Source organism: Mycobacterium sp. NTMscope_MAC_12, assembly GCF_976985675.1.
On record NZ_CDRJYY010000001.1, the window covers coordinates 3,964,671 to 3,977,170 of the forward strand.

The 12,500-nt window shown below is 65.9% G+C and carries 8 protein-coding genes and 1 pseudogene; 5 read left to right on the forward strand and 4 right to left on the reverse strand.

What is annotated here, in order from left to right; genetic code table 11:
* Both AC0KS4_RS18285 and AC0KS4_RS18290 read right to left on the reverse strand, forming a co-directional pair.
* Positions 1 to 324 (reverse strand): hypothetical protein, encoded by a 324-nt coding sequence (locus AC0KS4_RS18285; RefSeq protein ID WP_225326438.1) that lies wholly within the window; start codon positions 322 to 324, stop codon positions 1 to 3.
* Positions 321 to 1,604, reverse strand: a complete 1,284-nt coding sequence (locus AC0KS4_RS18290) for an aromatic ring-hydroxylating oxygenase subunit alpha (protein WP_225326437.1) — start codon at positions 1,602 to 1,604, stop codon at positions 321 to 323. Before AC0KS4_RS18290 ends, AC0KS4_RS18285 begins: the two co-directional genes overlap by 4 nt.
* Before the next feature lie 96 nt (positions 1,605 to 1,700).
* Here AC0KS4_RS18290 and AC0KS4_RS18295 point away from each other — a divergent pair, with 96 nt between their 5' ends.
* Together AC0KS4_RS18295 and AC0KS4_RS18300 are read left to right on the forward strand one after the other, a co-directional pair.
* On the forward strand, positions 1,701 to 2,621 hold the full coding sequence (locus tag AC0KS4_RS18295; RefSeq protein ID WP_225326436.1) for a LysR family transcriptional regulator: 921 nt from the start codon (positions 1,701 to 1,703) through the stop codon (positions 2,619 to 2,621).
* Positions 2,622 to 2,697: 76 nt separating this feature from the next.
* Positions 2,698 to 5,253, forward strand: coding sequence for an ATP-binding cassette domain-containing protein (locus tag AC0KS4_RS18300; RefSeq protein WP_225326435.1), 2,556 nt, complete (start codon positions 2,698 to 2,700; stop codon positions 5,251 to 5,253).
* A 7-nt stretch (positions 5,254 to 5,260) separates the two neighbouring features.
* Here AC0KS4_RS18300 and AC0KS4_RS18305 read toward each other — a convergent pair whose 3' ends face one another.
* Together AC0KS4_RS18305 and AC0KS4_RS18310 are read right to left on the reverse strand one after the other, a co-directional pair.
* Positions 5,261 to 8,383, reverse strand: a complete 3,123-nt coding sequence (locus tag AC0KS4_RS18305) for a Kelch repeat-containing protein (RefSeq protein WP_472408522.1) — start codon at positions 8,381 to 8,383, stop codon at positions 5,261 to 5,263.
* A gap of 132 nt (positions 8,384 to 8,515) precedes the next feature.
* Complete coding sequence (locus tag AC0KS4_RS18310; protein WP_238956596.1) at positions 8,516 to 10,693, reverse strand: acyltransferase family protein; 2,178 nt, start codon at positions 10,691 to 10,693, stop codon at positions 8,516 to 8,518.
* Between the two features lie 284 nt (positions 10,694 to 10,977).
* Here AC0KS4_RS18310 and AC0KS4_RS18315 point away from each other — a divergent pair.
* The 3 genes and pseudogenes from AC0KS4_RS18315 to AC0KS4_RS18325 all read left to right on the forward strand — a co-directional run bounded on the left by AC0KS4_RS18315 (position 10,978) and on the right by AC0KS4_RS18325 (position 12,500).
* Positions 10,978 to 11,318: pseudogene (locus tag AC0KS4_RS18315) on the forward strand (nitroreductase/quinone reductase family protein).
* A gap of 117 nt (positions 11,319 to 11,435) precedes the next feature.
* Positions 11,436 to 11,897, forward strand: a complete 462-nt coding sequence (locus AC0KS4_RS18320; protein WP_225326432.1) for a DUF1942 domain-containing protein — start codon at positions 11,436 to 11,438, stop codon at positions 11,895 to 11,897.
* A 144-nt stretch (positions 11,898 to 12,041) separates the two neighbouring features.
* Positions 12,042 to 12,500 (forward strand): GAF domain-containing protein, encoded by a 459-nt coding sequence (locus tag AC0KS4_RS18325; protein WP_225326578.1) that lies wholly within the window; start codon positions 12,042 to 12,044, stop codon positions 12,498 to 12,500.

Sequence of the window (12,500 nt, forward strand, 5' to 3'; positions counted from 1 at the left end):
TCAGCTCAATCTCGTGAGAATCGTGGTCGCCGAATGCTTTACCCGCGGCTGCCTCCACAGCTCCACCGCCAACGAGACCGTGATCAACGAGTACAGCAGATTGCGCAGGTTCGCGACGTCCTCGGGCAGCGGTTCGGAATAGTCGAACTTGTCGATGTAGGCGACCGCCTCCTCGGCGTGCGGAAACACCTCGTCGTAGAACGCCTGTATCTCGGCCATGGAGCTGTTCACCCGCTTCACGTAGCGCTCATGCCCATCTTCGATGGCCCACTCGGGCACCAGGTGCTCGATCGCCGAGAACTCCTGCGGCAAACGGGTGTTCATCGGCCGGCCTTTGCCCTCTCGCCGGCCGCCACGTAGTCACCCACCACCTTGTGCAGGTGACGCAGCAGGATCTCCTCGTCATTCATCGTGAAGTGCGTGAGTGCGCCACTGTTGAGCATCGCCTGTAGTCCTTCAGAGGGGCTGGCGTCCTCCAGGATGATGTCGTTGAGGAAAGTCACCGTGAGCTCCTGTCCCAGCCGTTCTTTGTGCGTCTTGGGCGGCTGGTAGAACATCTCGACTTCGAAGATGTGCGAGTGCGGGCCCGTCGGCCAGTGCGTGTGGGTGCTGTAACCGGACGAACCGAAGATCACCACGAAGTTGGGGAAGAACTGGAACGAGTCGAAGCCGTACTTCTCCGAACGAGTGGGATTGAGTCCCGGCGGCATCGGACCGCGGTCGGTGCGCTTGTTCCACGGACCGGCCGCGCTCGCTTCCATCACGCACTCAATGGGTTTGGAGTAAGGCGTCTTTTGTGACGGCTCGCCGGCGAAGGAGAACATCCGGTGCGGACCCTTCAGCTGGTAGGCCAGCGCATCGGTAAACGGGTTCGGCTGGTCGAAGGCGTCTCGGGCCTCCGCGGTGAGAGCGCCGAACGACGACGCGTGCAGATACGGCCCGTGGTAACTTTCGGCGAATCCGTCGACGAAAATCTTCCAGTTGCACTGCAATTCGACTTTGAACCGATACACCTGGTGTGGCCCCGCAAACGGATAGCCTTCGATGCCGTGGGCCAATTCGCCGAGGTAGGACCGCAGCGGCTCGGTGTTGTGCGGGTCGAGGTTGACAAAGATGAACCCTTCCCACACCTCACACTGGATCGCCGGCACGCGGCAACTCTCGGCGTCGAAGTCGAGCAGCAGATCCTTGCGGGTGGCTGCGTGCAGCGAGCCATCGAGCTTGTAGCGCCAGCCGTGGAATCGGCAGTACAGCACCGGGGCGCGACCCTGCACCTCCTCGAACGGGTCGTCCTCCCACAGCATCTTGTTGCCGCGGTGCGGACAGATGTTGTGGAAGGCGCGGATCACGTTGTCCTTGCCCCGAACGATGATGATCGACGTGTCGAGGAACCTCAGCTCACGGGTGAAGTAGCTTCCCGACTTCGGCACTCGCTCGACCCGTCCGACGTAGAGCCAGGTCTTCTTGAAGATGTGCTCGCGTTCCTTCTCGTAGAACTCTTTTGAGACGCAGTCCTCGAGTGACACTGGGCCACGGCCTAATTCGGGATAGGCGTCCGTCCAGTGCCCGCTTGACGGTTTCGTCACCAAGACGTCCTGACTCATCGGGCCCTCCTCCGCCTCTCGGCCGAAGGTAGCACTTGACCAAATGCGCAAATAGGCCTTCAATTGCAACACCCTGTTGCAATTTTGGAACACCACGTGGAGCAAAACCTGCCGTTCGACCTCGACGCCTTGCTGGTATTCGGCAAGGTGGTCGAGTGCCGCAGCCTGTCAAAGGCGGCAACGCTGCTCGGCATGCCCAAGTCCACCGTCAGCCGCAAGCTCAGCAAGCTCGAAACGGACCTCGGGATCAAGCTGCTGCGCAAGAACACGCATCAGCTCACCGTCACCGACCTGGGCGAGAAGATCTACAGCCACGGCGTGAACATCCTGGCCGAAGCCAACGGGGTGCGAGCGCTGGTGGAAGGCAGCAAGCTCGAGCCGCAGGGCGAGTTGCGCGTTGCCATCCCGGTCTTCGTCGGCATCGACTACGCGTCACGGGTCGGCGCCAGATTTTTGCAGCAGTACCCACACTCTCGGCTGGATATCCGCTTGGTGGACAACGACGTTCATCCCGTCCACGACGGGTACGACGTGGTTTTCGGCACGGGACCTCTGCAAGACTCGACGCTGATCGCGCGCAAGGTCTTCAGCCTCGAACTCTTCCTTTGTGCATCGCCCGAGTTCATCCGCTCACTACCCGAACCCATCACGTCCCCCACACAGTTGGAGACCGTGCCGTTCATCGACTGCGGAGTCAGCGAGGCACCGCGCAAGCTCACCATGGCAAAGAACAAGCGGCGCCATGAGCTCGCACCGATGGTTCGGGCACGCGCCAACAACTTCCAGGTGTGCAAGCAGTACATCCTGCACGGACTCGGTGTCGGCGCGATGCCAAGCCAGATCATCGTCACCACCGAGTTGCGGGACGGCAGCATCGTGCCGGTGCTGCCCGACTGGCGCCTCGAGCACCTGGATGTCTACATGATTCATCCCTTCCAGCTTTCGTTCTCCACGTTGATCAGCGCGTTTTACGACACGGCGTGCGACATCATCACCGAGAACACCGCGCGCAGCTGAGGCGGCGAGACCGTCCATCTGCACCTATAAAGCGAAAAAGTGAGCGTTTGCTGGCGGCGAGTCCAATACTTATGTGATGAGTAGGCCTGCACCGCCCGTGCTGACGGTTCAATCGGAGTGGTCACAGCGCAGCTTCGCGCCGGGCCACGATGTGGTGGTCGGAAGTGACCTCCGTGCCGACATGCGCGTTGCCCATCCACTGATCGCCCGCGCCCACCTGCTGCTGCGCTTCGACGGGTCCAAATGGATCGCGATCGACAACGGTTCGCCCTCCGGCGTTTTCGTCAATGGTCACCGGGTACGGGTGGTCGACGTCCACGACCGTCAGAGCATCAACCTCGCGAGGCCGGACGGGCCGCGCCTGAGCTTTGGGATCGGTCGGCACGACGGGGCGGTCGGCCAACTACCACCCACCCTCGAGGCGGCACCGGTGATCGCGCCGCCGGGCGGCCCGAGGCCTTCTCGTCCGGAACCGCCACGGCGGCCCGGCATCTCGCCGCCCCACATCGCGCGACCGCAGCCCGCCCCGCCGCGCTATCCGCCGCCCGGCCGGCCACCGCGTCCTCCCTACCCGGCACCGCAGCCGGTCGGCCCGCCGCGGCCGGCGGGACACCAGCCGCTCACCGAAATAGGGGCAGAAACGCTCGAAGCCTCGGGGTTCGACAGTGCCAACCTCCGGCGCGCCGTGCAGCGGTCACGATCGAAGCTCGGGGCGCCTCCCGCGGGGGCCGCCATCATCGGTCGCGCAGAAGACAGCGACATCGTCATCTCGGACGTCCTGGCATCGCGCCATCACGCCTACTTGGTGCCGAGCCCCACCGGCATGGAGATCCATGACGCGCAAAGCATCAACGGGACTTTCGTCAACGGCACCCGCATCTTGTCGGCGCCGCTGACCGAAGGTGACGTGGTCACGATCGGCAACGTCGACCTCGTTTTCAATGGCGAAATCCTGCTCCGCCGCGCCGAAGCGGCCACCCGCACCGGCGGGCTGGAGGTGCGGGAGGTCGACTTTCAGGTCGACAACAAGCGGCTGATCCAAAAGGTCTCCCTGACCGCCCGGCCCGGGACGCTGACCGCGCTCATCGGCGGGTCGGGAGCGGGCAAAAGCACGTTGTCCCGGCTGATCGCCGGCGCCACCTGTCCGACGTCCGGCTCGATCACCTTCGAGGGCCACGACATTCACGCCCAGTTCGCGTCGTTACGCAGCCGGATCGGGATGGTGCCCCAAGACGACGTCGTGCACCGCCAGCTCACGGTGACCCAGGCGCTGAACTACGCGGCCGAGTTGCGGCTGCCGACCGACACCAGCAAGTCCGACCGCGCCCAGGTCGTCGCGCAGGTCATCGAGGAACTCGGGTTGACCAAGCACGCCGACACCCGGGTCGACAAGCTCTCCGGCGGCCAGCGCAAACGCGCCTCGGTGGCCCTGGAGCTGCTCACCGGGCCGTCACTGCTGATCCTCGACGAGCCCACGTCGGGCCTGGACCCCGCGCTGGACCTGCAGGTCATGACGATGCTGCGGCAACTCGCCGACGCCGGCCGCGTCGTGCTGGTGGTGACGCACTCGCTGAGCTACCTCGATCTGTGCGACCAGGTGTTGCTGATGGCTCCGGGCGGCAAGACCGCGTACTGCGGGCCGCCCGACGACATCGAAGCCACCATGGGAACCACCAACTGGGCCAAGATCTTTGGGATGGTGGGCGCGGACCCCGACGAAGCCAACCGTCGATTCCTGGCCCAAGCCAAACCGCCGCCTCCCGTACCCGACGCGGACAAGCCGGCCGATCTCGGTGCCCCGGCGCGCTCCAGCACCTGGCGTCAGTTCTCGACGATCGCCCGCCGCCAGATCCGGCTGATCGTCGCCGACCGCGCCTATTTCATCTTCCTGGCGCTGCTGCCGTTCGTGATGGGCGCGCTGTCGCTGACCGTCCCCGGCTCGACGGGGTTCCGCGTGGCCGACCCGAACGGCGACGGGTCCGACGAACCCGGATCGGTGTTGATGCTGCTGACCATGGCCGCCGTCTTCATGGGCACCGCTCTGACGATCCGCGACCTCATCGGCGAGCGCCCGATCTTTCGCCGCGAACAGGCGGTCGGCCTGTCGACCAAGGCCTACCTGCTGGCGAAGATGGCGGTCTTCTTCGTGTTCGCCGTCGTCCAATCGGCGATCGCGACCACCATCACCATTCTGGGCAAAGGAGCGCCGACCCGGCCGGCGCTGCTCCTGGGCAGCGCCACGCTCGAGCTGTACGTCGCCACCGCCGCCATGTGCGTGGCCGCGGCGATGATCGGCCTCGTCCTGTCCTCCCTGGCGCGGTCGAACGAGCAGATCATGCCGCTGCTGGTCGTGTCCCTCATGTTGCAGCTGGTGCTCTGCGGTGGGATGGTCCCGGTCACCAACCGGGTCGGGCTGGATCAGATGTCGTGGGCGGTGCCATCGCGTTGGGGGTACGCGGCGCAGGCGTCGACCGTCGACTTGTGGACGATCGAGCCCGGACCGCTCGCCCCGAAAGACCGCCACTTCAAACACACGGCGGGGACATGGCTGTTCGACGTCGGCATGCTGGTGTTGTTGACGGTCGTGTACGCGGGCGTCGTGGGGTGGCGCAGCCGGCTCAAGCGCCATTGATCCGTCGCTAGACGAAGTCCAAGGCCTCGACCGTCGCGACGGGGCCTTCGTGGGTGGGCCGGTTCGCGCCGCCAATGCAGTACACCGTGTTGCCGACCGTCGCGACCGCCTCGGCGTGACGCGGCGTCGGCAGCGGGGGCAGCGTGGTCCACTTCGCTTCGGCGATGTCGTACATTTCGGCCACTCCCAACACCTGCGTCGGTTCCTCACCACCGACCGCCACGATTCGGCCATCGATGAACGTGGCGCCGTAACTTCCACGCGGAGTTGGCATGTCCACCAACTTTGTCCAGGTGCCCGCTTGGGGGTCGAACCGTTCAAACGCCGCGGAGTTCTTGTCTGAGGACAGGAATCTCCCGCCGACCGTGTACATGTAGGTGCCATCGGACGCCGCAGCCAGGTGTTCGCGCGGGGTGGGCATGTTGGCCGCGTCGTGCCACGAGCTGCCGTCGAAGACCTCGGTCTGGCCGACGAGCTGCTTGGCGTTCTGTCCGCCGGCGACGACGAGCTTGTCACCGACCTCCGCGGCGGCCGGTGCCGCCCGAGCGTGGGTGAGGCCGGCCAACTCCACCCAATGGCCGCCCCGCAAGGCGAACACCTTGGTGGACGCCTGCGTGAGATCGCTGCTGGCACCCCCGAGTACCACGACCTCGCCGCGATAAGCGGCCGCCGCGGCGTGGTGGAGCGGGATGGGCAAGGGGGGTTGTGCTTGCCAGGCGCCGGTGCGCGGGTCATAGCTTTCGACCGTCTGCAGCGCGGCGCCGTCGCGCAGTCCGCCCATGATCCAGATCTTGTTGTCGAGCACGGTCCAGGCGGTCATCAGCCTGGGCGTCGGTGCGTCCGGCAGGGAACGCCACTGCGCGACCGGCTGGGTTAGGCGCGCCGGCAACTGCAACGCTTCGGCCGTCGAGGTCACCTGGCCGTCGCCGACGGCCGTCGACCCGCCGATGGCGTAGATGGATTTCCCCACCGCATCGACCGCCATGCCGTGGCGCGCAGTTCCCATGTCCGGCAAGGCTTCCCACGTCTTCGTTGACAGATCGAGCACCGCCACGCTCTTGAGGACCTGCCCGGCCGCCTGTCCCCCCGCGGCGACCAGGCGCCGATCGGCGATCGCCACGCCGAAGTCACTGCGCGGCTGGGGAAGGTCGGGCAATTTCGTCCAGGTCTTCGCGGCAGGGTCATACGCCTCGACCGCCACCAGGTCGGTGTTCCCGTTGGTTCCGCCGACCGTGTACACCAGCTTTCCGTCCGACGCGCCGGCCAGCATCTGTCGCGGGGTCGGGATGGGGGTGCCGAGGGTCCAGGTGTTGCCGTCGAAGATCTCGGTGGAGTTCAGCAGCGCTCCGTTTGCGTCGACACCGCCCGTGACGATGATGCGGTCGCCCACCACGGCCGCCGTCGCTGCCGCGCGGGGCTGCAACATGTGGGGCAGCTCGACCCAATGACTGTTGACCACACGCCAAACCTGGTCGCTGGCAACCTTTTGCGCGCCCGTGCCGCGCCAGCCGCCGAGCACAATCGGGTTTCCCTGCCACGTCACGGACATGGCCTGTTGAACCGGCACCGGGAGATCGTCGCCGCTCTTCCAGCTGTCGATGACGGGGTCGTACCCCTCGTGGTTCGCGACGACCGCGTGGTCGCTTCCGATTCCGCCAAAGATCCAGATCGTGCCGTCGGCCTGGGTGGTGGCCGCAGCGTCGCGCGCAATGCGCGCGTTGGTGATCGGCTGCCACTTCACCGATGCCTGGCCCGGCTGGCTCGCGGCGGCCGCGGGGTGCCGCTTGCCGTGGGTCAGCAGCACGTAGACGCCGCTGCCCAGCACCAACACAGCCACCACGATCCCCACGGCGATCAACGCCGCCGTGACACGGTTTCGCTTCGCTTGCGACGGCTTGGGCCACGCCACCGCCCCGGTCGCCAATGCGCGCGGCGTGCCCGGACCTCGGTCGGTAGAACTCGTCGGCGCGATGGCGTCGGTGACGCTTGTCGGTTGGGGGATCGCTTGGGTGGGCTCGGGGGTGGTCGGGCCGCGCGCGGCAGCGGGTGCGCGTCCCGGTTGCCGGCCGGCCGGTGGTGACGGCGGAAGCGGTGGCGTCGAGGTGGTGCGATCGCCCAGCGCATTCATCAGCGAGGTGGCGCTTTCCGGGCCGGCAATCCGTGGGCCCGGTTTGGCAATCCTCGGCGGTCTCGGCACCGGCCGCACGGTGTGTCCCGGACCCGCACCGGCGGCGGTGATCGCCATGGAGTCGGGCTTTAATCCGTTGCGCCGCAGGCTCTCCTGCAATCCGCGGCCGAACTCCGCCGCCGAGGCCGGCCGCTCAGCCGGGTCGATCCGCATCGCTTTCTCGACCGCCGAACACACCGCGTCGGGGATCCCATTGGGGCGCAGGTCCGGGACCCGCGTGCTCCTGATCCGGGTGTACTGCGCGAGGAGGTCTTCGCCGCTGCGGCGCTCGTATGCAGCGTTGCCGGCAATGAGGGCATAGAGCGTGGCACCCAGCGAGTAAACATCGGTCTCGACCGTCGCCGGATCGCCGGTCATCACCTCGGGTGCGAGGAAATCGACTGTGCCAGAGAACAACCCGGACGCCGTTTCGTATCCCCCGGCGACGTGTGCCGTCCCGAAGTCGGTGAGTTGCGGTTCGCCGTAGTCGTTGACGAGAACGTTCGCGGGCTTGATATCGCGATGCAAAGTGCCGGACAGGTGGGCGGTTTCGAGCGCCCCACACAATTTCACACCGATCCGCATGGCTTCGGGCCAGGCGATCGGCCCCTCCCGCTGCACCCGGAGGCCCAGGGAACCGGCGGCGCAGTACGACATCACGATGTAAGGCCGGCCGCCCGCGGTGACGCCGACGCGCAGGATGTTGACGATGTTCGGATGCCCCGAGAGCCCACCCATGGCGTAGCCCTCGCGGAGAAACCGTTCGCGGCTCTCGTCGTCGACGAATGTCGGCAACACTTTGATGGCGACGTTTCGCCCGAGCGCAGTCTCGTGACAGCGATACACCACGCCGGCGGCGCCTCGGGCGATCTGGCGCGCGTTGTCGAATCCGGCGGCAGCCAACTCCGCGACGATGTCGCTCGGTCCCGGCGCCCGGGGGCGAGCCTTGGGTCTTTCAGCCATTTCGTGGCCTCAACTTCCCAGGCAACTGATGAATCGAGTTAAGGGTAGCGAACATGAGCGCACCCGCTGAACGGTTCCGGCCAGGATCGTCGCAAAGCCTCGGGCCTGAGGCAGGGCTCGCAGAACCGTGCGTCAGCCGGGCAGAAGCGCGCGATCAGCCAGCGAGCCCATCACCGGCGCCAACTCCCGGGCGTATTCGAATGTCAGATGATTGGCGTCGTGGAACACCACGGTGTTGCCCACGATGACCGGGCATCGGTCCAAGGTGCAGAACAGCTCGGTGAGGTCGGCATACTGTCCGCCGCCGGCTTTGGTAGCGGCCGCCTCGGCGGCGATGCCCGGATCGTTCACCGCCGTCGATCTCGGCGGCGCGCATGCCGTGGCGTCATCGAGGTGACCGGACAGGCAGGTCGGCACCAATGCGTGCGGATCCGGGGCCGGCCCGAGCACCAGCACCTTCGCACCGGTGCCGCGCAGCTGCTGGACGAGTCGGGTCAGGCTGCCGAGCCAGGCGGAGTCGTATGACGTGACACCCGCCGGGAAGTCGTAACGGTCACCGTATTTCCGCCACAGGCTCAACACGACCAACTGTGGGTGCTGGTTGCGCAGGCGGGCGACGACCAGATCGCGCCACTTGTCGCACTCGGTGAATTCCCGCCGCAGGAACGGGTTGATGATGGGCAGGTCCAGCATCGGGCAGCCGCCCTTGGTCAGGGTCTCCAGCCGCCAGTGCCGCTGCCCGGTGACCTGCTGGAATGCAGGGATCCACATCGCTGCGGTCGAGTCACCGACCAGGGCGACGCTGGTCTTCGAGGCTCTGTCGCCGCTGATGCACTCGGGCTGGTCGGCCTCCAGGAAATTCCGCAGGCAACCCTTGAAGTAGGCGGTCGGGTTTTGGGCCGCCGCACTGCTGATCGACGGGTTGAGATTCGACGGAACTGCCTTGAGGTCGGCGGACACCGCGACCATCGTCTGCACTTGCGCGATCGTGTACTGCACCGCCGCGTCGTACGCGTCGATGCTGTCGCCCGCCGGTGGAATCGGCCCGCTGACTTTCAGCGCCGCCGCCGGGGCTCCGTGCCCGACGGGGGCGGGGATCGCTACCAGCAACGCCGCACCCACGCATACCGCCACCGCGGTCGCGACACCACCGAGCAACAGACTGCGGAGCGCAGACCGGCGCACGGAAGCGGCGAAGCGGAGCGGGTTTTCGACGAAGCGCAGTGTGAGCACGGCCAGGCCGCCGGATATCGCGACCGTCGCCAGCCTGCCCACCAGCCCCAGCGGATGGCCCAGCAACGGCGGCGCGAGCAACAACACCGGCCAGTGCCAGAGGTACCACGAGTACGAAATCCGGCCGATGGCTCCTATCGGCGACCACGCCAAAAGATGCCCGCACCCCCGGGTGGGGTCGACACAGCCCGCGCCGATCACGAGCGCGGTGCCGAGCACGGGCAACAGAGCGGCCGTGCCCGGATAGGGCGTGGTCACGCTCAAGACGGTGCAACCCAGCAGGATCAGTGCCAGGCCTGCCCATCCCACGATCGCGGCGGGCAGCGCCGCCAGCCGGCGCCACTGGGCGGTCGTCAGGGCCACCAGGCCGCCCACGGCCAACTCCCACGCCCGGGTGGGCAGTGAAAAGAACGCGACGGAAGGCACGATCGGAGTCGCCAGCAGCGACGCGGCAAACGACACGGCCGCGACCAGCCCAAGGGCGAACAAATAAGGCCGCTCGGACGACGGGGCCGTGTCGCGCTGACGCAGCCGCCGGATGACCCAAGCCGTACCGATGATGACGGCCGGCCACACCAGGTAGAACTGCTCCTCTACACCCAGGGACCAGTAGTGCTGGAACGGCGACGGCGGCGTGTAAGCAAGTTGGTAGTCGATGCCGTGAAAGACGAACCAGTAGTTGCCGATATACAGCGCGCTGGCGACGCCGTCAGCGATGACGCCCTCAGCTTGCAACGGAGGCAACAGGATCGCCGAGGCGATCGCGGTGACAACTCCCACCGCGGCCGATGCCGGCAGCAGCCGGCGGGCTCGCGCCCCGTAGAACCGGCCCAGGCGGACGGTTCCCGCAGTGCTCACCTCGCGGAAAAGCATTCCGGTGATGAGGAAACCGGAGATGACGAAAAACACGTCTACGCCGGTGAACCCACCACCCATACCGGGCACGCCGGCATGAAAGAGCACGACGGCCAACACCGCGACGGCACGCAGGCCTTCGAGGTCTTGGCGAAATGCCAGCTTCGGCGGCCGCAGGTCCCGTACTTCCGTGCCGGGGCGGACGCTCTCAACGTCTGCCATGGTCACCAACTGGGTGGACGGAAGACTTTCGCCGAACAATCATGGCTGCGAGGGCGCAGCGATGATCGTTATTCGAGAATGGCAGATACATTCGAATCGCGACGGCGGCAGCAATTTGTCGATGCTTGCGCCAATTACCGTCTGCCCCCCTTTGAGCTAACCGTCCCTTCAGCCCGAGGTGACTATAGCCATGTCGGCAGACAAGTGCGGATATTCGTCCGAATTGCCTCGCGCTTCGAGGAAGCCCTGGAGCAGACCGACGCTATCGAGCAAGACTGGCAGCTATGAGTTCCGTAGAAGACAAGGTGCTCCCCCGGCTGCTCCGGGTGCACGACACGGTATATCGGAAGACAAACGGTTGGATCGGTCACCGCACACTATGGATACCGAGCCTGCTGCTGCATACGCCCCCGGCTGGTACCACAACCTGAAAGCCAATCCCAACGTCGAGATCAACGTCGGCCCACGGCGTTTCGCCGTCACCGCCCGACCGGTGCTGCCCGACGACCCCGACTACTCGCGGCTATGGCAAGTCGTCAACAAGAACAACCAAAACCGCTACGTCGAATATCAGAAGCGGACGTCGCGTCCCATCCCCATCGTGGTCCTGGAGGCGAAAGGTTAGATCGTTCAACCTGCCGTCGTCGAGCAGGTTTGAAACCCGCAAGTCTGGATACGCCCCGCGATATCGAGCAAGCGGCTAGCGCTTCTTGACTGCAGGGACCTAGGGAAGGAGTTCGGCATGATGCTCTCTACGGTTGCCAGGAAAACGGCGGCGGCTGCCGCCGGCATCGCGACGGCAGGAATCCTGATGGCCACACCGGCATGGGCGGACCCCCAAGTCGTGGCATTCGGCCAATCTGCAGAGATTCCCAGCGCAAACGGCGCAGAAGCCATCAACTACATCGTGAACAACCTGCAGCCCAGCGGTCACAACGACGGCATCTGGTACTCCGACGTCACGGCCACGGGTGTGCGGGGTAACGCGACTCCGGTCATTGCCGACTTCAACGCGCGTGCCGTCAACAGCTCGACCTATGCCGTCATGAAGGGGCACGAAGTCGACGGCCTTCCCAACCAGCCGATCGCACCGGGCGCCCAGGCAACCGGGCGGCTTTACTTCGACGTTCGGGGCGGCACGGCCCCGGACAGCGTTGTCTACCGGGATGCCGCCGGCGTCGACAAGGTCGTCTGGAAGAGCTGACGACGCGCAAACGCGGTAAGCGACAACACAGCTGAGTTGCGTCCCGACGCAGCCACTTCGGTCCTAGCGCACCGAGCATCTGTGCTCGGCGATCGGCGCACGCCTGGACGGTCGCCGGCGGTACATCAGGGCACGATGTTTGTCATGGTCGCCGTCCACCGCGCGCCGATGCGTTCCCGCAACGATGCCGTCGATCCACAAGCTGCGATCGATCGGGCTCGACGGCTCGGCCTGTGCGGCTTCGGGCAATACGTGGACCGCTCGGGCGAACAGGAACCGCTTGTCCATCGGATCGCCCGATTCGCCGAGCTCGACGACGGCTCGTTTGTGTGGACCCGCGACACCGACGGGTGGTTCTGGTTGGGCCGCATCTGCGGGCCGTACTTCTATGACGCCGACGAAACGGCCGCGGCAGTGGATTTGGTGCACGTACGACCGTGCGATTGGCTGCCGTCACCGATGCCGGAGCAGGATGTGCCGTCCGCTGTCATTGCCACATTCCACCGCGGTGGACGGAACTTTCAGGAAATCCACCACCGATCGATCGATGAGCAGACACAAAGGATTTGGGATGCTCGCAGGAATCAGCCTGCAGACGACTAG